Raw genomic sequence first — 19,768 nt, 5'->3', positions numbered from 1 at the left:
GGTCGATCCTGGGATGGGGTGCATGACGGTAACGCGTCCTGGGGGTCCGGAGCCGCGGCCTCAGGGCCCGAACGAACCCTGCAGCTCCGCGCGCAGCTCCGGGGTGAGCAGCTGGCCGACCCGGTCGACCAGCAGCGTCATCTCGTAGCCGACGAGGCCGATGTCGCAGCTCGGCGAGGCGAGCACGGCCAGGCAGGAGCCGTCGCTGATCGACATCAGCAGCACGATCCCGCGGTCCATCTCGACGACGGTCTGCACGACGCCACCGGCGTCGAAGCAGCGCGCGGCGCCCTGGGTCAGGCTGACCAGACCGGATGCGACGGCGGCGAGCTGGTCGGCCCGGTCGCGCGGCAGCCGGTCGGACGCGGTCAGCAGCAGCCCGTCGGTCGACACCACGATGGCGTGCGCGACACCCGGGACGCGCTCCGCGAAGTTGGTGACCAGCCAGCCGAAACGGCTCTGGCTCGGCTGTGCCTGCGGTGCCCTCACTGGTTCTCCTCGGGGTCGGACGAGTTCGGTCGGTCCGCGGTGGGCTCGGGGGTGCCGGTCGCGGTGGTGTCCTGCGGGGCACGGGTGCCCTGCCGGTCGTGCTGGTCCTGCGGGTCGTGCTGCTCGGAGTCGCCGTCGACCGTGTCCGTCGTGCCGGGCGGTGCGTTGCGACGGACGCCGGAGGCACTCTCCCGGCCCTGACGCACGCCCTGCTGGTAGCTGGCGAGACGGCCACGGACGCTCTCGGCGTCCCTCGGCTCCGCCGGAGCGGGGCTGAGCACGGTCGATCCTGCCGCACTGCCCGGGAGCAGTCGCGCCCGCGGGCGTCGCTTGGGCAGTCCGGCGGTCGTCAGGTCGTCACCGGTGGTCTCCGACTCGTCGCCGTCGGTGGCCTCGCGGGCCTGCCGCCAGACGTCGTCGGCGGGGGAGGCGAAGCCCGACGGGGGCGCCGGGGCGTCGGGCACGGCGGGGGCCGGAGCACCGGCCGGGGCACCACCGTTCGGACCGGCACCGTCCTGCCAGCGGACCGGCACCGAGCGGTTCGAGCGGAACCAGGCCGAGGCGATGTCGTCGAAGATCGGGGTGGTCTGACCCATGTCGAACCCGGTCTGGGCCCGGGCCGACTCGACCGCCCCGGGACGCCGGAGCTGACCCCGGTCGCCCTCGACGGGCACCTTCGGTGCGAACAGCTCGTCCTGCGCGGAACCGGCGGCGTTCGCGGCGAGGCCCGCGGGGCCCGCGGCCCGGCCACCCTCGCGCTTCGGTAGCGGTGCGGGTGCCTGCCGACCCGGCGCCTGCTGCACCGGACGCTCCTGCGGCGCCTCCGGGTGCTGCGCCTGCTGGACCGGCTGCGCCTGCTGGACCGGCTGCGCCTGCTGGGGAGCGGGCTGCTGCGGGCCGCGGGCCGCAGCCGGGGGCGGGCCCTGGCGGCCGGGCCCGCGGGTGGGCAGCGCCGGTCCGGCGCCGCGGGCCGGCATGACCGGACGTCGCGACGGGGAGGGGCGGGACCCGTCGGTGCGGGCCGGGAGCGGCCCGCCCATCGGTGTGCGGCCGGACGGGCGGATCGTCGGGAGGGCCGCGGTCTCGGGGTCGGCGGAGCCGCCGTCCCCGGATCCGGTCTCCCCGGACCCGCCGTGCGCAGCGCCGTCCCCGGATGCGGTGTCCGCGGGGCGGGCGCCGTCCGCGCCGGTCCCGGGAGCGTCCGTGGACGCGGCCGCGCCGGTGGTGTCGTCCTCGGCGGGGCCGGACCCGGTGTGGCCCGCCCCGGTGGTGCCGACCCCGGTGGCGTCGGGGGTGGCGTCGGGGGTGTCGTCGACGTCGGTGTCGTCGGACGGGGCGTGGTCGGACGGGGCGCTCACGTCGGTGACTGCCGCGTCCGCGGCCCCGGTCCCGTCGTGGGCGTGACCGTCGGTCCCGCGGGCGTCGACGCGGTCCCCGGGGGCCGGGGGGAACGGGGCGATGCCGTTCGTGCGGGCCGCGACCGGGGTCTCCTCCGGGGCGGTCCCGTCGGCGTCCCGGACGGTGTCCCGGTCGGTGGCGTCCTCGGTGTCCCCGTCCCCGTCGGTGTCCCGGTCGGCGACCCGGGGGGCCGCGGAGCTGTCGGTGTCGGTCCCGTCCGGACCGGTCTCGGCAGCGGAACCGGTCCCCGCGGAGCCCTCGTCGTCGGCGGGGGTCCGCCGGTGGTCCTCGGGACCGTCGCCGATCGCCCGGTCCAGGACGACGGTGTCGTCCATCTCGCGGTCGGCACGGGCCCGGGCCGCGGCGGCCGCCGCGGCGGCACCCGCCAGCCCGAGCGCGGCGGCGGCCGACGGGGCCGCGGTGCCACCGGAGCGGTCCGCGTCGCCGTCGGTGTGGTCGGTGTCGGTGTCGGCCCTGTCGGCGCCGTCGGCAGGGACCGCGGTGTCGGTGTCGTCGGCGTCGGTGGGGGACCCGGGACCGGTGTCCGTGTCGCCGGACGGGCCGTCACCGTCGCCGGACGGGGCCGGCCCGGTGCTCCGGACCGCCTCGGCGCCGCGCGGGGCGTCGCCGTCGGCGGGGCCGGAGCCGGCCTCGTCGGCCGGGGTGAAGACGTCGGCCGGGGTACGCCCGTCGCGCGCGCCGTCCTGCGACGGCGCGAAGGCCGACAGACCCTGCGGGGCGGACCCGTTCAGGGTCGGGGCCGACCCGTCGGCGGTCTGCCCACCGGCGTCGCCGGGGGCCGCGTTCTTCGTCAGCGACGACCCCGGACGGCGCGTCGGCAGGCTCGAGCCCGAGCCGTTGCGCGCCGTCGTGGACGAGGACGTGCCGGTCTCGAAGGTCGGGGTCATCGGGCCGTCGGAGCCCGCGACCATCGACGGCAGCGACCCACCGCGGCCGTTGCCGTTCACCGCGACCGGGGAGTCGGGCCGGGGCCCGTCGGGCGCTCCGCCGCCGGTCAGCGCGGGGGCCGGCAGCTGCGGGGCCTGCTGCTCGCCGTCCTGGGGCGGCAGGCCGCCCCAGGTGCCCGGGTCGCCGTCGCGGCGCTGCTCGGGCAGCTGCGCGGAGGGCACCAGCTGCGGCGGGACGGTCACCGAGGCGCTCAGCCCGCCGGAGCCGCCGCCGACGGCGGCCGAGGCGAGCCGGACCCCGACGCGGTGGCGTGCGGCCAGCCGGCCGACCACGAACAGGCCCATCCGCCGGGAGGCCGACACGTCGACCTCGGCCGGGCCGGACAGGCGCTGGTTGGCGTCGACCAGCTCGGAGTCGGTCATCCCGACACCACGGTCGGAGATCTCGACCAGCAGCGACTCGTCGGCGGTGCGGGTCGTCGACATGACGACCTGCGAGTCCGGCGGCGAGAAGTTCGTCGCGTTGTCCAGCAGCTCGGCGAGCAGGTGGACGAGGTCGTTCGCGGCGCGACCGGCGATCGTCGCGTTCGGCGGGGTCTGCACGACGACCCGCTGGTACTGCTCGACCTCCGACACCGCGGCCCGCAGGACGTCGACGACCTGCACCGGCGCCACGTTCCGCTTCGCCAGGTCGGTGCCCGCGAGGACCAGCAGGTTCTCGCTGTTGCGGCGCATACGGGTCGCGAGGTGGTCCAGCTGGAACAGGTTCGACAGCTGGTCCGGGTCCTGCTCGTTGCTCTCCAGCTGCTCGATCAGCTGCAGCTGGCGCTCGACCAGCGCCTGCGAGCGGCGGGAGAGGTTGACGAACATCGAGTTGACGTTCTGCTGCAGCGCGGCCTGGTCGGCGGCGAGGCGGATCGCCTGGCCGTGCACGGCGTCGAAGGCCCGCGCCACCTGGCCGATCTCGTCGCGGCTGTCCAGCGGGACCGGCTCCACGAGCGCGTTCGGTGCCTGCCCGGAGCGCATGCTCTGCACCGCCGCGGGCAGCTTCTGCTCCGCGACCTCGAGCGCCGAGCTGCGCAGCAGACGCAGCGAACGGACCATCTGACGGCCCAGCAGCAGGATGATGCCCGCGGTCAGCAGGATCGTGAGCATCAGCAGCACGGAGTTGAGGCCCGCGGTGTTGCCCGCCTGCTCGGCGGCCGCGGCCCGGCCGTCGACGAACGCCTGCTCGGCGGCGGCGGTGGACCGGTCCACCGCGGCGACGGACCGGTCGACGGCGGCGTTCCACGCGTTCGGGTCGACCGGCGGCGCGACCCCCGGCGGGACGGAGAGCGCCTGGTCGCGCAGCGCGTTGCGCTCCCCGTTCGCCTGGCCCGCGCCGAAGTTCCCGAAGGACTCGGCCTGCTCCGGCGTCAGCGACGACTGGAAGTCACCGGCCGCGGCCTGGAACGCGGCCTCGGCCCCGGTGGCCTGCGCGCGCTGCTGCTCCTCCAGCGTCCCCGCGGCGAGCGCGCCACCGACCACGGCGCGCTCGAGCTGCAGGGCCTCGCGGGCGCTCGACCCGGCGGCGATCGCCGTGGTCAGGCCGGCGGTGTCGGCGGTCTGCAGCCGCCCCACCAGCGCCCGGTCCAGCCCCAGCGTGCGCTGGACGACCGCGGTGTAGCGGCCGGTGAGGTCGGCGGCCGCGGTCGGGCCCTCGGCGACCTGCGACCGGATGACCGGCAGCTGGCCCAGCGTGGTGTCCGCCTGCCGGCGGGCCGTGGCCAGGTCGGGGGCCTGCTGCTCGGCGGCGTCGAGCCCCGCCGTGGTGGCCTGCAGCGCCTGGTCGGTCGTGGCCTGCGCCCGGTCGACCGCGGCCCGGTCACCCCGCCGGTCGCCCGCCACGAAGCGGACGGCGGCGTCGCGCTCGGTCTGCAGCGCGCCGGTCAGCGTCTCGATCTGGCGGTGCACGTCGACCAGGCCGCTGCCGCGACCGAGCTCCTCGGCCACGTTGGCCTGGTCGACGACGCGGACGGCGCCGATGGACAGGGCGAGGACCGTGGGCACCAGACCGACGACCGCCAGCTTGGCGACCAGGCTCCAGTTCCGCGGGTCGAGTCGCTCCGACCACGTGCTCGGGCGTTCCGTGCTGGTCACGGTGGTCACGGCGAGATCTCCCTGTCGGTCTCCGGTCCGGGGACGGGCGGCGCGGCGGGCACGAGGTCGGGGAGCATCAGCTGGTCCGGTGCGCCTTTCGGGGTCACGACGGGAACCGCTCGACCGCACCACGACCGACACGGGGCGGCGGTTGCCGCGTCCCGGGGGAGTCGGACGGATATGATCGTGCCGGGTCCCGTCTGTGCGTGACGGACGGCTGCCGAGTCTAGCCCCCGGAACCCTCGTCTCCCGAGTGGCGTAGGGCCGGTTGCCTCGTGGTCACGTGACGTGACGCACGCCGACCGCTCGTCTCCGCTCGGCGTCCGGCGGACCCGTACCGCTCCGTTCCCCGGCCTCGAGAGGATTCGTTCCGTGACCGACGGCCCGCTGATCGTGCAGTCCGACAAGACGCTGCTGCTCGAGATCGACCACCCCGACTCCGCAGCGGCCCGCGCGGCCGTCGCGCCCTTCGCCGAGCTGGAGCGGGCACCCGAGCACGTCCACACCTACCGGGTCACCCCGCTGGCCCTGTGGAACGCGCGCGCCGCCGGGCACGACGCCGAGCAGGTCGTCGACGCGCTGGTCCGCTGGGCCCGCTACCCGGTCCCGCAGCCGCTCCTGGTCGACGTCGTCGACACGATGGGGCGCTACGGGCGGCTGCAGCTGTCCAACCACCCCGCGCACGGCCTCGTCCTCACCGCGCTGGACCGCGCCGTGCTGGAGGAGATCCTCCGGCAGAAGAAGATCAGCCCGATGCTGGGCACGCGGCTGGACGACGACACCGTCGTCGTCCACCCCTCCGAGCGGGGGCACCTCAAGCAGGCGCTGCTCAAGGTCGGTTGGCCCGCCGAGGACCTCGCCGGGTACGTCGACGGCGAGGCCCACCCGATCGCCCTGGAGCAGGACGACTGGACGCTGCGCGACTACCAGCAGCAGGCCGTCGACGGGTTCTGGGAGGGCGGCTCGGGTGTGGTCGTGCTGCCCTGCGGCGCGGGCAAGACCCTCGTCGGTGCGGCCGCGATGGCCAAGGCCGGCGCGACGACCCTGATCCTGGTCACCAACACCGTCTCCGGGCGGCAGTGGAAGCGCGAGCTGATCGCGCGGACGTCGCTGACCGAGGAGGAGATCGGCGAGTACTCGGGCGAGAAGAAGGAGATCCGTCCGGTCACCATCGCCACCTACCAGGTCGTCACCCGCAAGACCAAGGGCGAGTACAAGCACCTGGAGCTGTTCGACTCCCGCGACTGGGGCCTGGTCGTCTACGACGAGGTGCACCTCCTGCCGGCCCCGGTCTTCCGGATGACGGCGGACCTGCAGTCCCGGCGCCGGCTCGGCCTGACCGCGACCCTGGTCCGCGAGGACGGCCGCGAGGGCGACGTGTTCTCCCTGATCGGCCCGAAGCGCTACGACGCACCGTGGCGCGACATCGAGGCGCAGGGCTGGATCGCGCCCGCCGAGTGCGTCGAGGTGCGGGTGACGCTGACCGACGCCGAGCGCATGTCCTACGCGACGGCGGACGCCGAGGAGCGCTACCGGACGGCGTCGACGGCGAACACCAAGCTCAACGTCGTCCAGGCGATCCTCGACCGGCACGCCGGGGAGCAGACGCTCGTCATCGGGGCCTACCTGGAACAGCTCGACGCGCTGGGGGAGAAGCTCGGTGCCCCGGTCATCCAGGGCTCCACCCGCAACAAGGAGCGGGAGAAGCTGTTCGACGCGTTCCGCCGCGGCGAGATCGCGACGCTGGTCGTCTCCAAGGTCGCGAACTTCTCCGTCGACCTGCCCGAGGCGACGATCGCGGTGCAGGTCAGCGGCACGTTCGGGTCCCGGCAGGAGGAGGCCCAGCGGCTCGGACGCCTGCTGCGCCCGAAGAACGACGGCCGCCAGGCGCACTTCTACTCGGTGGTGTCCCGCGACACCGTGGACACCGACTACGCCGCGCACCGGCAGCGCTTCCTCGCCGAGCAGGGCTACGCCTACCGGATCGTCGACGCCGACGACCTCCTCGGCCCCGCCCTGCCCGACGCCGGTTGAGCCGCTCACCCGGACCGGGGGCCTCCGTACGGCGCCGATCACGGGCACACTGGTCGGAGTCCGCGACGGCCGGGGAGGGCACATGTCGACCGCCCTGTGGATCCTCGTCGGGATCGGGGCGTGGCTCGTCCTGTCGGTCGTCGTCGCGCTGGTGATCGGCCGGGTGGTGCGCATGCGGGACCGGCAGGTGCCCGACCCGCCGCCCCGGCAGGGCCCGTCGTCCGAGGTCCCGCCGGAGCAGCGCGGCCCGGTCGAGCCGCCGCCCGGCCACCGACCGCCCGGCTGAGCGGGCACCGCGACCCCGGTACGCGCGGGCACGCGCCCCTGATGCGGGGCGGTCCCGGCTCCGGGTCGGTCTCCGGGCTCGTCCCGAGTCCCGGTGCGCGCCGGGGCGACAGCCTGGAGCCATGGAGAACAACGCGAGCACGACCGGTACGGCAACGACCGGGACCGACGTCCACGACGCCGGCACCGCGGGACCCGAGGTCCCGCTCACCGGCACCGGCCCCTCCGACGCGGGCCCGGCCGCCGCTGCGGACCCCGGGGCCGTCCACCCCGGTCCGGGCGCCGGGGCGCCGTACACGACGGGGGCGCCGCACACCACGGGCGCGCCGTCCGGCGGCGCCGGGACCCGGACGGCGGCGCAGGGCATCGGCGACCGCGTCGCCGCGTTCCGGCTCCGGCGCAGCAGCACCGACCGGATGCTCGGCGGTGTCTGCGGCGGTCTCGCCACGGACCTGGGCGCGGACGCCGCGCTGCTGCGCATCGCGGTCCTCGTCCTGACCCTGTTCACCGGCGGCGCGGCGGCGCTGGTGTACCTCGCCGCCTGGCTGATCGCGCCGGCCGCCTGAGCCGGTGCGCGGGCGGGAGTGCCGGCGTCGCGGCTCACGAGGGGGAGCCGCGACGCCGGAGCCCCTCAGCCCACCCAGCCCGTCGAGACCCGGCCCGACCAGTTCGCCAGCCGCTCGGTCGGCCCCGCCTCCGGGCGGTGCTCCACGACCGGGCCGAACGGCACCGGGCCGCCACGCCGCTCGGCGGGCAGGTAGGCGTGGGCGGTGGCGAGCGCCGTCGTGGCCAGCTCCGGGTCCGCCTCCGGGTCCTGCCCGGTGGCGACGGCCAGGTCCCAGCCGTGCACCAGCGTCTCGTTCAGGTAGACGGCCAGCGCGGCCCGCGCCGGGACCTCGCCGAACGGCAGCCGCGCGACCCGGTCGAGCAGCGTCTCGCCCTCCGGGCCGGACCAGACGGCCTGCAGCGCCGCCGCCTCGTCGACGTAGGCGGACACCGGGTCGTCGAGGACGTCGTCGCTGACCGGCGGGGCGGCCATCGGGTCGGTCCCGGCGGCGAGTGCCGCCGGCCTGCGCAGCGTCGTGACCAGGTGTGCGAGCAGGGTGCGGACGTCGAAGTCGTCGCAGGGGGTGGGGTCGGCCATCCGGTCGGCGGGGACGGCCCGGGCGAGGCCGGCGACCCAGTCGAGGGCGGCCAGGTAGGCGGGGCGGGGGTCGGTGGTGAGCGTCGGGTTCGTCATGGGCGCCAGCGTGCCCGCGATACCTGACATCTCCTGTCGTGATTCCGTGGCATTCTCCGGGACGTGCGCGCCGACCGGCTCCTGTCCCTCGTTCTCCTGCTGCGCCACCGCGGCCGGACCACCGCCGCCGTGCTCGCGCGCGAGCTGGAGGTCTCCGAGCGCACCGTGCTGCGCGACGTCGAGGCGCTGTCCGCCGCGGGCATCCCGGTCTACGCCGAACGCGGCAGGCACGGCGGCTTCGCGCTGCTGCCGGGCTTCACCACCGACCTCACCGGCCTGACCCCGGGGGAGGCGGTCGCGCTGCTCGGCTCCGGCGCGACGTCGACGCCCGGCGCGCTCGGGCTGGGGCCGGAGTTCGCCTCGGCCATGCGCAAGATCGTCGCCGCACTGCCGGACGCCGCCCGGGAGCAGGCCACCGACGCCGCCGGACGGGTGCTGGTCCGGCGCGGTGGCTGGCTGCGCGACACCGACGACGGCGCGACCACCGACGTGCTCACCGCCGTCCAGCGCGCCGTGTTCGGCGGGGTCCGGCTCCGCATCCGCTACCGGACCGGGACCCGGCCGGGGGCGGAGCCCGGGCCCGCCGCCGAGCGGGTCGTCGACCCGGTCGGGCTGGTCCAGGCGTCGGGGCGCTGGTACCTGCTGGGGCTGCGCGACGGGGAGGACCGCACCTACCGGGTGTCGCGGATCGAGGAGGCCGAGCCGCTGGCCGAGCCCGCGCAACGGCCCGCCGGCGTCGACCTGGAGGAGCTGTGGCTGCGCCGTCGCGAGGACTTCCGGGCCCGCAGGCCCGGGCTCCGGGTCCACCTCGCCGTGCCCGCCGACCGCCGCGACGCGCTGTCCGCCGTCACCGTCGACGAGGAGCGGACCCGGGACGGGACGACCGAGGTCGTCGCCGCGTTCGGGGACCTGTTCCACGCCGGGCGGGTGCTGTGGCCGCTGCTGCCCGACGTGCGGGTGCTGGACCCCCCGGAGCTGGTGACGGCGCTGCGGGAGCGGGCCCGCGCGGCCGTCGTCGCCCTGGGGTGACGGCGGACCCCGGACGCGCCGCGGGGGCGGCACCGGCGAACCGGTACCGCCCCCGCGGGGTGGTGCTGTGTGCCTGGTGGGGCAGGACCGATCAGAAGTCCATGCCGCCCATGCCACCGGTCGGGTCGGCGGGGGCGCCGCCGCCCTTCTCCGGCTTGTCGGCGATGACCGCCTCGGTGGTGAGGAACAGGGCCGCGATGGAGGCCGCGTTCTGCAGCGCCGAGCGGGTCACCTTGGCCGGGTCGATGATCCCGGCCTTGATGAGGTCCTTGTACTCGCCGGTGGCGGCGTCGAGGCCCTCACCGGTGGGCAGGTTGCGGACCTTCTCCGCGACGACGCCGCCCTCGAGGCCGGCGTTGACCGCGATCTGCTTGAGCGGGGCCTCCAGCGCGACCTTGACGATGTTCGCGCCGGTGGCCTCGTCACCGTCCAGGCCGAGGCCCTCGAACAGGCCGGCACCGGCCTGGATCAGGGCGACGCCGCCGCCGGCGACGATGCCCTCCTCGACGGCCGCCTTGGCGTTGCGGACGGCGTCCTCGATGCGGTGCTTGCGCTCCTTGAGCTCGACCTCGGTCGCCGCGCCGGCCTTGATGACGGCGACGCCGCCGGCCAGCTTGGCGAGACGCTCCTGGAGCTTCTCGCGGTCGTAGTCGGAGTCGGTGCGGTCGATCTCGGCGCGGATCTGGTTGACCCGGCCGGCGATCTGGTCGGCGTCACCGGCGCCGTCGACGATGGTGGTCTCGTCCTTGGTCACGACGACCTTGCGGGCGGTGCCCAGCAGGGACAGGTCGGCGGTGTCGAGCTTGAGGCCGACCTTCTCCGAGATGACCTCGCCACCGGTCAGGATGGCCATGTCGGCCAGCATCGCCTCGCGGCGGTCACCGAAGCCCGGGGCCTTGACGGCGACGGACTTGAAGGTACCGCGGATCTTGTTGACGACCAGGGTGGCCAGGGCCTCGCCCTCGACGTCCTCGGCGATGATGGCGAGCGGCTTGCCCGACTGCATGACCTTCTCCAGCAGCGGGAGCAGGTCCTTGACGGTCGAGATCTTGGAGGAGACGAGGAGGACGTAGGGGTCCTCGAGCTCGACCTCCATGCGCTCGGCGTCGGTCACGAAGTAGGGCGAGATGTAGCCCTTGTCGAAGCGCATGCCCTCGGTGAGCTCGAGCTCGAGCCCGAAGGTCTGCGACTCCTCGACCGTGATGACGCCTTCCTTGCCGACCTTGTCCATCGCCTCGGCGATGAGCTCACCGATCTGCGGGTCGGCGGCCGAGATGGAGGCCGTGGCAGCGATCTGCTCCTTGGTCTCGATCTCCTTGGCCGACTTCAGCAGCGCCTGGGAGACGGCCTCGGTGGCCTTCTCGATGCCGCGCTTGAGCGACATCGGGTTCGCGCCGGCGGCCACGTTGCGCAGGCCCTCACGGACCAGCGCCTGGGCCAGCACGGTGGCGGTGGTGGTGCCGTCGCCCGCGATGTCGTCGGTCTTCTTGGCGACCTCCTTCACCAGCTCGGCGCCGATCTTCTCCCAGGAGTCCTCGAGCTCGATCTCCTTGGCGATCGACACGCCGTCGTTGGTGATGGTCGGCGCGCCCCACTTCTTCTCGAGCACGACGTTGCGGCCCTTCGGGCCCAGCGTCACCTTGACGGCGTCGGCGAGGGTGTTCATGCCCCGCTCGAGGCCCCGACGGGCCTCCTCGTCGAACGCGATCTGCTTCGCCATGGGGGTGTTGCCCTCCGATAGAGGTGAGTCGAGTGATCGGATGCGGTGCCCGCGACGGACGCCCGGCAACCCTGCGCCGGACTCACCGACCCGACCTTGGCACTCCACGGACACGAGTGCCAGTGGATGCTGAGCCCGTTTCTAGCACTCGCCCGTGGTGAGTGCAAGCGCGCCCCGCCCGGCTGGGCGCCCGCGGGCGCGACGGGCAGGATGGGTCCATGAGCACCTGGTCGCAGGCCGGTCCGCGCACCGTCTCCGAGCACGCCGCGGCGGTCGCGGCCCTGCTGCCGCCGACCGGGACCGAGCCGGTCGCGCTGGCCGCCGCGAGCGGCCGGGTACTGGCCGAGGACTTGACGGCGGGCGTCGCGCTGCCGCCCTTCGACAACTCCGCGATGGACGGCTACGCGGTCCGCGCCGCCGAGCTCGCCGGCGCGTCGGCGGCCGCGCCGGTGGAGCTCCCGGTCGCGGCCGACGTCCCGGCCGGGCGCACCGACGTCCCCGCGCTGGCGCCGGGCACGGTGGCAAGGATCATGACGGGCGCCCCCGTTCCGGAGGGTGCGGACGCGATCGTGCCGGTCGAGCAGACCGACGCCCGCCCCGGCGGTGGGCTCGACCGGGTCCGGATCCACGAGGCACCGCAGCCGGGCGCCTTCGTCCGCCGGGCCGGTGAGGACGCCGCGGCGGGCGCCGTCGTCCTGCGGGCCGGAACGGTGCTGGCCGCGCCCCAGATCGGGCTCGCCGCCGCCGTCGGCCGGGCCGAGCTGCCGGTCCGCCGCCGCCCGCACGTGCTCGTGCTGTCCACCGGCTCGGAGCTCGTCGCCCCGGGCGGCACGCTGGCGCCCGGGCAGATCTACGAGTCCAACGGCACGATGCTCGCCGTCGCGGTCCGGGAGGCCGGCGCGACGGCCGAGCAGCTCTCCTTCGTCCCCGACGACGTCGAGCGGTTCCGCGCGGTGCTCGCGGAGAGGGTCGGCGACGGCGTGGACCTCGTCCTGACCTCCGGCGGTGTGAGCGCCGGCGCCTACGAGGTCGTCAAGGACGCCATGACCGGCCACGGCGTGGAGTTCGGCAAGGTCGCGATGCAGCCCGGCGGTCCGCAGGGCTGCGGACGGCTCGAGCTGGGCGGGACCGGGGTCGCCACCGTCACCCTGCCCGGGAACCCGGTGAGCTCCCAGGTCTCGTTCGAGGTGTTCGTCCGGCCCGCGCTCCGGGCGGCGGCCGGGCACCCCGCACCGGCGCGGCCGGTGGTGACCGCCCGGCTGTCCGGGGCGCTGTCCTCGCCCGCCGGGCGCCGCCAGTTCCGCCGGGGTCTGCTCGACGCCGCCGCCGGGACCGTGTCCGAGGTGGGGTCCACCGGGTCGCACCTGATCGCGGCTCTCGCCCGGGCCGACTGTCTGATCGACCTGCCCGCCGACGCGACCTCCGTCGCCGACGGCGAGCAGGTCGCCGTCTGGCTGCTCGACGCCCCGTGACCCGGCGTCCGCTGGTCACGCCCGGGCGTGTCGGGCGGTGACGCGCGGAGCCGGGCCGACGGGGATGGCAAGCGGGTGTCGCGAGCAGGACTGCGCTCCGCCACGGGCCCACCACTCGCGCGGACGTGCGGCTGCGCCGAAAGTGTGAGCTGTTTCATAGGCAGTCGGGGCAACGATCTCACCGCGCGCGACGTCCTAGGGGGTGTCCGTTCGGCCGAACGAGGTAGATCACGGCTGACATCCGTCGTGATCTGGACTGCCGGTCGTCGGAGAGGAATACTTTCCGGCGTGGAGGGGTAGACCCTTTACAGCACAAAGCCCACCGCCCGTCGCTGGGGAGCGGACGAGCGGTTCCACGGCCGGGGTCGTCGTCTCGGGGGACGACGGCCCCGGCCCTTTTCTTGCCCCCGACCGGGCCCGCAGGGTCGCGCACCGCGTGCGGACGGAACCGGGCACGAACCACCGATCCTGCCACCGGATCCGGCCCGGCACGGGGACCCCCGGATCCTCGGCGTGTCCCGGTCGTCCCGCCGGACAGCCGTCCGCGGCGCCCGCGTAGCGTTGGTGATCCCCCACCGGAGCATCAGGAGCCGACGACCCACCATGGCCGAAGGAACCGGGACCTCCCCGACCCACATCGCCCGACTGGTCCGGGACGCGATCCCCCCGATGCACCCGGGTGGGCGTCCGATCGTCGCCGGTGTGGCGCTCGCCGCGGCGGGGGTGCGCGCCCTCACCGGCCGCGGCACCCTGCCGGGCCTGCTCGCCACCGCGGCCACCGCACTGTTCTTCCGCGACCCCGTCCGGACCCCGCCGCTGCGCACCGACGCGGTGCTGGCCCCCGCCGACGGCGCGGTCGCCACCGTGACCGAGACGGTCCCGCCCGCCGAGCTCGACCTCCCGCGCGTCCCGCACACCCGCGTCTCGATCTTCCTGACCGTGCTCGACGTGCACGTCCAGTGGGTCCCGGTGCACGGCCGCGTCGCGCGGGTCCGTTACACGCCCGGCACGTTCCTGTCCGCGGACCTGGACAAGGCCAGCGAGGACAACGAGCGCAACGCGATCACCGTGGTCCGCGCCGACGGCGTCGGGGTCGGGGTCGTGCAGATCGCCGGCCTGCTGGCCCGCCGGATCGTCTGCGCCCTGCGCGACGGCGACGAGGTCGCCGCGGGCGAGCGGTTCGGCCTCATCCGGTTCGGCTCGCGCGTGGACACCTACCTCCCGCCCGGGACGACCGCGCTGGTCCGCCCCGGCCAGCGAACCGTGGGCGGGGAGACCGTGCTCGGCCTGGTGGCCGGGCCGGCGGAGCGCTGAGGTCGTGGGGATGTCCCGCCCCGCCGGCGGTTATCCCGCCGGCGTGCGGCTGCTCCCGAACGCGGTCACCGTCCTCAACCTCTGCGCGGGCCTGACCGCGGTCTACTTCGCGCTCCAGTCGCGCTTCGACTTCGCGATCATCGCGGTGCTGGCGGCCGCGCTCTGCGACGCCCTCGACGGCGGCCTGGCCCGGCTGCTCGACGCCTCCAGCCGGATCGGCGCCGAGCTCGACTCACTGGCCGACCTGGTCTCCTTCGGTGTCGCCCCCGCGCTGGTCATCTACATCTGGGCGTTCGAGGGCACCCGGGCCGGCTGGATGGTGGCCCTGGTGTTCGCGGTGTGCATGGCGCTGCGCCTGGCACGCTTCAACACCCTGATCGACGACGACAGCGCCCCGCCGTTCGCCCGCGAGTTCTTCGTCGGCGTCCCGGCACCCGCGGCCGCGCTGACCGCGGGCATCCCGATCTACCTGTGGCTGCACTTCGGCCAGGGCTGGTGGTCGGAGCGGCCGCTGGTCGCGGTGTGGGCGCTGGTCACGGCCGGGCTCATGGTCAGCCGCATCCCGACGCTGTCGCTCAAGACGGTCCGGGTCTCCCCGCGCACCACCCGCTGGCTGCTCGTCGGGGTGGCCGCGGTCGTCGCGATCCTGATCACCATCCCGTTCCTCGGGATCGCCGTCGCCGGGGTCGTCTACCTGCTGCTCCTGCCCTGGACCGCCTACCGCTACCGCTGGCTGTCGCGCCACCCGGAGGCGTGGGACGTGCCGACCCGCCAGCGCCGCGCCGTCGCCCGCGCGGCCCGGTCCGCCCGTCGGCTCGGCCTGCGTCCGCCGCTGCGCCGCCGGGTCGCCGGCCGGGCCGGGGCGGTGGCCCGCGGTGTCCGGCGCAGGCTCGACCCGGAAGGCGAGGCCCGCCGCGACGGGATGCGCGACACCGGTGCCGTCCGCGACCCGCGCGGTCCGGGCGTCGCCGCCGCGCCCCGCGATTCCGGCCGCCGCCTCGGCCTGCGCCGTCGCTGACCCGATCCCCCGGAGGACCGCCCGTGCTGGAGCTCGTCGCCCGACTGGCCCCCGCGGCCGCCGACGCCCGCCGCGGCGTCGTCCGGCTGCACCCCGAGGTGCTCGCGGCGCTCGGCCTGCGCTCCTGGGACGCGGTGACCCTCACCGGGGCCCGGGTCACCGCGGCGCTCGCCGTCGCCGGTGAGCCGGGCGACCCGCACGGTCAGGCCCGCTTCGACGACGTCACCCTCTCCAACGCCGGGTTGACCGACGGCGCGACCGTCGTCGTCGCCCCGGCGCCGGTCACCGCGGCCCGCGAGGTGCGCCTGGTCGGGTCCGCGCTGACCACCGCGACGGTCGCCCCGGCGACGCTGCGGCTCGCCCTGATGGGCAAGGTCCTGGTCCGCGGCGACGCCGTGTCCCTGCTCCCGCAGGACATCGCCCCGGTGGCCGGGGCCGACGTCCGCTCGGTGCGGCGTGCGCTGGCCGCGGCCGTCGGCGGGACGTGGACCTCGGAGCTGCTGACCGTCGCGGTCGCCGACCCGGCCGGCCCGGTCGTGGTGACGCCGTCGACGGTCGTGGGCTGGCAGGGCGGCCGCGACACCGGTGACCCCGCCCCGACCGCCCCCGGCGCGCTCCGCGGCCCCGGTTCCGGCGTACCGGCCGTCACCGGTCCGGCAGCTCCCGGACCCGGTGTCCCCGTCCCGGGCGGGGCCGCCCCCTCCACACCTGCCGCGGTGACCCCGGGAGCAGCGGGGGCCGCGGTCGGACCCGACGCCCCCGCCGGGCCCGCTCCCGCCGGATCCGCCGAGCCCGTGTTGCCGCTGGAGGACCTCGCCGCGAACGAGGCCGTCGCCCGCCGCCTGCTGGACTGGTTCGAGCTCATGTTCCGGCGCCCGGAGCTGCTGACCCGGCTCGGCGGCGACGCCCGGCTCGGCGTGCTCGTCTCCGGGCCGGAGGGCGCGGGCAAGGCGACCCTGGTGCGCAGCGCGGCCGCGGCGGCGGGCGCCCGCTGTGTCGAGCTCGTCGCACCGGCCGTCGCCGCCGTCGAGCCGGCCGCCGCGGCCGAGCGGGTCCGGGCGGCGATCGCGCAGGCCCGCACCGGCGGGGCGCGCACCGACGCACCCGCGGTGCTGCTCGTGCACGACGCGCACGCTCTGCTCCCCGCCACCGACCCGCCGCCGCTGGCCACCCTGGTGCTGGACGAGCTGCGCGCGGCGACCGCGCCGGGTGGGCCCGCACTCGTCGTCACCAGCGCCGAGCCGGAGGCGCTGGACCCGCGGCTGCGGGCGCCCGACCTGGTCGACCGCGAGCTGTCGGTCGGCCTGCCCGACGCCGCGACCCGGCGCGCGCTGCTGGAGCGTCTGCTGGCCGACGTGCCCCGCGCCGACGACGTCGACCTGGGCGCGGTCGCCGCCCGCACGCCCGGCTTCGTCGTCGCCGACCTCGCGGCGGTCCGCCGGGAGGCCGCGGTGAGCGCGGCGTTGCGCGGCACGGGCCCCGAACCCACCGAGCTGGTCCGCCAGTCCGATCTGCTCGACGCCGTCGGCTCGGTCCGCCCGATCTCGCTGTCCGGTGGCGGCACGCTGGGCAGCGGCGGCCTCACCCTCGACGACGTCGGTGACATGACCGAGGTCAAGGCGGCCCTCACCGAGGCCGTGCTGTGGCCGCTGCGCCACCCGGACTCGTTCGCCCGGCTCGGGGTCGACGCCCCGCGCGGGGTGCTGCTCTACGGCCCGCCGGGTGGTGGCAAGACGTTCCTGCTGCGTGCGCTCGCCGGCTCCGGTGACCTCAACGTGTTCGCGGTGAAGGGCGCCGAGCTGCTCGACAAGTACGTCGGCGAGTCCGAACGCGCGGTCCGCGAGCTGTTCCGCCGGGCGGCCGAGGCCGCTCCCGCACTGATCTTCCTCGACGAGGTCGACGCGCTCGCCCCGCGCCGCGGCGGCTCCACCGACGCCGGGGTGGCCGACCGCGTCGTCGCCGCGCTGCTGACGGAGCTGGACGGCGCGACACCGCTGCGCGAGGTCGTCGTGGTCGGGGCGACGAACCGGCCCGAGCTGATCGACCCGGCGATGCTGCGCCCGGGCCGGCTGGAGCGGCTGGTGTTCGTCCCGCCGCCGGACGCCGACGCGCGGGCGGACGTCCTGCGCGCGGCGGGCCGCGACGTGCCGCTGGCCGACGACGTGGACCTCGACGCGCTCGCGTCCGAACTGGACGGCTACTCGGCCGCGGACTGCGCGGCGCTGCTGCGCGAGTCCGCGCTGACCGCGATGCGCGAGTCCCTCGACGCGGGCGAGGTGACCGCCGCGCATCTGGCGACGGCACGCCGCACGGTCCGGGCGTCGCTGGACCCGGCCCAGGTCGCCGAGCTGGAGGCCTACGCCCGCCGCCGCAGCGACGGCTGAGCCGCCGCAGGGGACGCGGCACCGGAACAGCGGCCCCGGCACAGCGTCACCGGAACGGCAGAACGGCCCCGGACGGATCGTCCGGGGCCGTTCTGCGGTCGTTCGGGTCAGGCGGCGGAGAAGTCCCGCGTCACGATGACGATGACGCCGGGCGTCGCGTCCTGGATGCCGTCGAAGCGGGGCTCGGAACGGATGCCGAACTTCTTCGCGATCTCCTCGGCCGCGGCCTTCTCGCCGGTGCCCTGCCGGTAGTAGACGGTCGTGCTCGGGATGACGCCCTGGGAGTAGTTCTGCACCTGGGACACGGTCCAGCCGTTGGAGCGGAACTCCCCGGCCGCCTTCTCGGCGAGACCGCGGATGGTCGAGTTGTTGTAGATCCGCACGACCGGGCGGGCCGCGACGGCGGACCCCTCGCCGGCGGCGGAGCCGGAGCCACCCTGGCCCGCGGCGCCGGAGCCCGCGGCGGGCGGTGGTGCGACGGCCGGGCCGGCGCCGTCGTAGCCCGGGGAGCCGGGGGTGCCGGGCGCACCGGGGGTGAACGGCGAGGGCTCGCCACCGGCGCCGGGGGTACCGGGGGCGCCGGGGGTACCGGGCGCACCCGGAGTGGTGCCCTCGCCGGGCGCGGGTGCCGGTGCGGTGCCGTCGCCGCCCGGAGCGGGCTCGGCGGATTCCGGCGGCGGCGCGGCGGACGCCGGCGGCGGCGCGGCGGCCTGGTTGCCGCCGTCCTCACCGCCGCCGGTGAGGCCGATCAGGCCGACGACAGCGGCGACCACACCGACGCCGATCAGCGCGATACCGGCGATCTTCAGCGGTGACTGTCCACCGGACGCGGGTGCGGTCATCGTGACCTCCTGGCTGTCAGGGCTCGAGGCCGAGGCGACGGGCGGCGCGGGTGCGCTGCCTGCTGGAACGCAGCCGGCGCAGACGCTTGACCAGCAACGGGTCCACCGCCAGCGCCTCGGGCTTGTCGACCAGGGCGTTCAGCACCTGGTAATAGCGGGTGGCCGACATGTCGAACAGCTCGCGGATCGCCTGTTCCTTGGCACCCGCGTACTTCCACCACTGAGCCTCGAACGCGAGGATCTCGCGTTCGCGACGGTCGAGCTCGCGGGGGGACGCGGCAGCGGTGCGCCGGTGCGCTCCGCGGCGTTCCGGCAAGGACCCGGCGGACTCCATCACGCTCCTCGAGCGGACGACGATCTCGTGCTGCGGCGGCCCCGCCCGGGCGCCGCGACGACGAACGACACGTCTGTCATTCGCGGTGCGGATTCAACCACAGGGGACCGACGGTCCCGGGCTGCGACGCGCCCTGGACGGCGGGTCGGACGAGACCGAAACCGCCCGGCCGGGTCACGTCCGACGGCGACCGTACGCTGCTCCGGTGACGGTTCTGCGCATCCGCATGGTCGGCGACCCCGTGCTCCACACCCCCACCCGCCCCGTCGGCACGGTCGACGACACGGTCCGGACGCTGGTCGAGGACATGTTCGAGACGATGGCCGCCGCGAACGGCGTCGGGCTCGCGGCCAACCAGGTGGGAGTGGACCTGCGGCTGTTCGTCTTCGACTGCCCCGACGAGGAGACGCGCACGATGCGGCGCGGCCTCGTGGTCGACCCGGTGCTGGAGACCGACGGGATCCCGGAGGTCATGCCCGACGCGGACGACGACCAGGAGGGCTGCCTGTCGGTGCCCGGCGAGAACTTCGCGACCGGCCGGGCGGAGTGGGCCCGGGTCACCGGCACCGACCTCGACGGCGAGCCGGTCTCCTACGAGGGGCGCGGCTTCTTCGCCCGGTGCCTGCAGCACGAGACCGACCACCTCGACGGTCACCTGTACCTGGACCGGCTGATGGGCCGCCACCAGCGCGCGGCGAAGAAGATGCTCAAGCGCAACGGCTGGGGCGCGCCGTCGGACTCGTGGGACCCGTCGGCCGTCGAGGCCGAGGACGTCCCCCGGGGATGACCCCGGGCCCGACCCCGGGAGTCATACCCCGGTACTAGGGGTCGACCCGCGAGACCGGCCCCGCGGCCGATGTGGCGGGGTGGCGCCGGCGGGCACCGTGGTCCCCATGCTGCTTCCGATCCTCGCCGTCGCCCCCGTCCTCGCGGTGCTGCTGGTCATGGCCGCGCAGCCGCTGTTCGAGCTGTGGGACGCCCGCGCCTCCGACCACGACCGCGCCCGCTCCGCCGGTGCCGTGCTCGACTCCGACGTCCCCGCGCTGCCGGTCGCGCCGGCCGCCTACCCGGAGGCGCTCGGCGACGTCGCCGCACCGCTGCGGATCCCCGCGCCGCTCGCCCCGCTCGCCCCGGTCGGCCGGAGCGCGGCCCGGGCCTGAGG

16 protein-coding genes are annotated in these 19,768 nt (G+C 75.9%); 10 read left to right on the top strand and 6 right to left on the bottom strand.

What is annotated here, in order from left to right:
- Positions 1–60 precede the first annotated feature (60 nt).
- Both WHI96_RS14210 and WHI96_RS14205 read right to left on the bottom strand, forming a co-directional pair.
- Positions 61–489 carry a roadblock/LC7 domain-containing protein gene (locus tag WHI96_RS14210; RefSeq protein ID WP_020623626.1) on the bottom strand — a complete coding sequence of 143 codons (429 nt, stop codon included), beginning with the start codon at positions 487–489 and terminating at the stop codon, positions 61–63.
- Positions 486–4,943: a nitrate- and nitrite sensing domain-containing protein gene (locus WHI96_RS14205; RefSeq protein WP_345653577.1), complete on the bottom strand. Its 4,458-nt coding sequence runs from the start codon at positions 4,941–4,943 to the stop codon at positions 486–488. Before WHI96_RS14205 ends, WHI96_RS14210 begins: the two co-directional genes overlap by 4 nt.
- A 363-nt stretch (positions 4,944–5,306) precedes the next feature.
- Here WHI96_RS14205 and WHI96_RS14200 point away from each other — a divergent pair, with 363 nt between their 5' ends.
- The 3 genes from WHI96_RS14200 to WHI96_RS14190 all read left to right on the top strand — a co-directional run bounded on the left by WHI96_RS14200 (position 5,307) and on the right by WHI96_RS14190 (position 7,819).
- Entirely contained in the window at positions 5,307–6,968 is a 1,662-nt protein-coding gene (locus WHI96_RS14200) for a DNA repair helicase XPB (RefSeq protein WP_345653579.1), read from the top strand.
- 82 nt (positions 6,969–7,050) lie between these two features.
- A complete protein-coding gene (locus WHI96_RS14195) occupies positions 7,051–7,254 on the top strand; it encodes a hypothetical protein (RefSeq protein ID WP_345653582.1) in 204 nt (67 codons plus the stop codon).
- A 121-nt stretch (positions 7,255–7,375) separates the two neighbouring features.
- Positions 7,376–7,819, top strand: coding sequence for a PspC domain-containing protein (locus tag WHI96_RS14190; protein WP_345653585.1), 444 nt, complete (start codon positions 7,376–7,378; stop codon positions 7,817–7,819).
- Between the two features lie 65 nt (positions 7,820–7,884).
- Here WHI96_RS14190 and WHI96_RS14185 read toward each other — a convergent pair whose 3' ends face one another.
- Positions 7,885–8,493: a TIGR03086 family metal-binding protein gene (locus WHI96_RS14185; RefSeq protein ID WP_345653588.1), complete on the bottom strand. Its 609-nt coding sequence runs from the start codon at positions 8,491–8,493 to the stop codon at positions 7,885–7,887.
- 63 nt (positions 8,494–8,556) lie between these two features.
- On the opposite strand from WHI96_RS14185, the gene WHI96_RS14180 reads away from it, so the two are divergent.
- The gene (locus tag WHI96_RS14180; protein ID WP_345653591.1) at positions 8,557–9,522 is read left to right on the top strand and encodes a helix-turn-helix transcriptional regulator; all 966 of its coding nucleotides are present in this window, start codon (positions 8,557–8,559) and stop codon (positions 9,520–9,522) included.
- Between the two features lie 91 nt (positions 9,523–9,613).
- Here WHI96_RS14180 and groL read toward each other — a convergent pair whose 3' ends face one another.
- A complete protein-coding gene (gene groL / locus WHI96_RS14175) occupies positions 9,614–11,242 on the bottom strand; it encodes a chaperonin GroEL (RefSeq protein ID WP_020622657.1) in 1,629 nt (542 codons plus the stop codon).
- A 218-nt stretch (positions 11,243–11,460) separates the two neighbouring features.
- Between groL and moeA the strand changes: the two genes are divergently transcribed.
- From moeA to WHI96_RS14155, 4 genes are all read left to right on the top strand, one after another.
- Positions 11,461–12,714 carry a molybdopterin molybdotransferase MoeA gene (moeA, locus tag WHI96_RS14170; protein ID WP_345653596.1) on the top strand — a complete coding sequence of 418 codons (1,254 nt, stop codon included), beginning with the start codon at positions 11,461–11,463 and terminating at the stop codon, positions 12,712–12,714.
- A 603-nt stretch (positions 12,715–13,317) separates the two neighbouring features.
- On the top strand, positions 13,318–14,028 hold the full coding sequence (locus tag WHI96_RS14165) for a phosphatidylserine decarboxylase (RefSeq protein WP_345653599.1): 711 nt from the start codon (positions 13,318–13,320) through the stop codon (positions 14,026–14,028).
- 10 nt (positions 14,029–14,038) lie between these two features.
- Positions 14,039–15,046, top strand: coding sequence for a CDP-diacylglycerol--serine O-phosphatidyltransferase (gene pssA, locus WHI96_RS14160; RefSeq protein ID WP_345653602.1), 1,008 nt, complete (start codon positions 14,039–14,041; stop codon positions 15,044–15,046).
- Positions 15,047–15,069: 23 nt separating this feature from the next.
- Positions 15,070–17,430 (top strand): AAA family ATPase, encoded by a 2,361-nt coding sequence (locus WHI96_RS14155; protein ID WP_345653605.1) that lies wholly within the window; start codon positions 15,070–15,072, stop codon positions 17,428–17,430.
- Positions 17,431–17,537: 107 nt separating this feature from the next.
- Here WHI96_RS14155 and WHI96_RS14150 read toward each other — a convergent pair whose 3' ends face one another.
- Entirely contained in the window at positions 17,538–18,272 is a 735-nt protein-coding gene (locus WHI96_RS14150) for a LytR C-terminal domain-containing protein (protein ID WP_345653608.1), read from the bottom strand.
- Positions 18,273–18,288: 16 nt separating this feature from the next.
- Complete coding sequence (locus WHI96_RS14145; protein ID WP_100878847.1) at positions 18,289–18,606, bottom strand: DUF3263 domain-containing protein; 318 nt, start codon at positions 18,604–18,606, stop codon at positions 18,289–18,291.
- A gap of 205 nt (positions 18,607–18,811) precedes the next feature.
- Between WHI96_RS14145 and WHI96_RS14140 the strand changes: the two genes are divergently transcribed.
- Both WHI96_RS14140 and WHI96_RS14135 read left to right on the top strand, forming a co-directional pair.
- Complete coding sequence (locus WHI96_RS14140) at positions 18,812–19,393, top strand: peptide deformylase (RefSeq protein WP_345653612.1); 582 nt, start codon at positions 18,812–18,814, stop codon at positions 19,391–19,393.
- A 106-nt stretch (positions 19,394–19,499) separates the two neighbouring features.
- The gene (locus WHI96_RS14135) at positions 19,500–19,766 is read left to right on the top strand and encodes a hypothetical protein (protein WP_345653615.1); all 267 of its coding nucleotides are present in this window, start codon (positions 19,500–19,502) and stop codon (positions 19,764–19,766) included.
- Positions 19,767–19,768 lie beyond the last annotated feature (2 nt).

The organism is Pseudonocardia tropica, assembly GCF_040105315.1.
Taxonomy (GTDB): Bacteria; Actinomycetota; Actinomycetes; order Mycobacteriales; family Pseudonocardiaceae; genus Pseudonocardia; species Pseudonocardia alni.
The sequence above is the reverse complement of the archived record's forward strand: the minus strand, read 5'-3'. Positions and strand labels throughout refer to the sequence as shown.

Coding starts and splice junctions, on each gene's coding strand:
- WHI96_RS14165 (WP_345653599.1), top strand. CDS start 13,318: ATGGCCGAAGGAACCGGGACCTCCCCGACCCACATCGCCCGACTGGTC.
- WHI96_RS14135 (WP_345653615.1), top strand. CDS start 19,500: ATGCTGCTTCCGATCCTCGCCGTCGCCCCCGTCCTCGCGGTGCTGCTG.
- WHI96_RS14185 (WP_345653588.1), bottom strand. CDS start 8,493: ATGACGAACCCGACGCTCACCACCGACCCCCGCCCCGCCTACCTGGCC.
- WHI96_RS14195 (WP_345653582.1), top strand. CDS start 7,051: ATGTCGACCGCCCTGTGGATCCTCGTCGGGATCGGGGCGTGGCTCGTC.
- WHI96_RS14145 (WP_100878847.1), bottom strand. CDS start 18,606: ATGGAGTCCGCCGGGTCCTTGCCGGAACGCCGCGGAGCGCACCGGCGC.
- moeA (WP_345653596.1), top strand. CDS start 11,461: ATGAGCACCTGGTCGCAGGCCGGTCCGCGCACCGTCTCCGAGCACGCC.
- groL (WP_020622657.1), bottom strand. CDS start 11,242: ATGGCGAAGCAGATCGCGTTCGACGAGGAGGCCCGTCGGGGCCTCGAG.
- WHI96_RS14150 (WP_345653608.1), bottom strand. CDS start 18,272: ATGACCGCACCCGCGTCCGGTGGACAGTCACCGCTGAAGATCGCCGGT.
- pssA (WP_345653602.1), top strand. CDS start 14,039: ATGTCCCGCCCCGCCGGCGGTTATCCCGCCGGCGTGCGGCTGCTCCCG.
- WHI96_RS14190 (WP_345653585.1), top strand. CDS start 7,376: ATGGAGAACAACGCGAGCACGACCGGTACGGCAACGACCGGGACCGAC.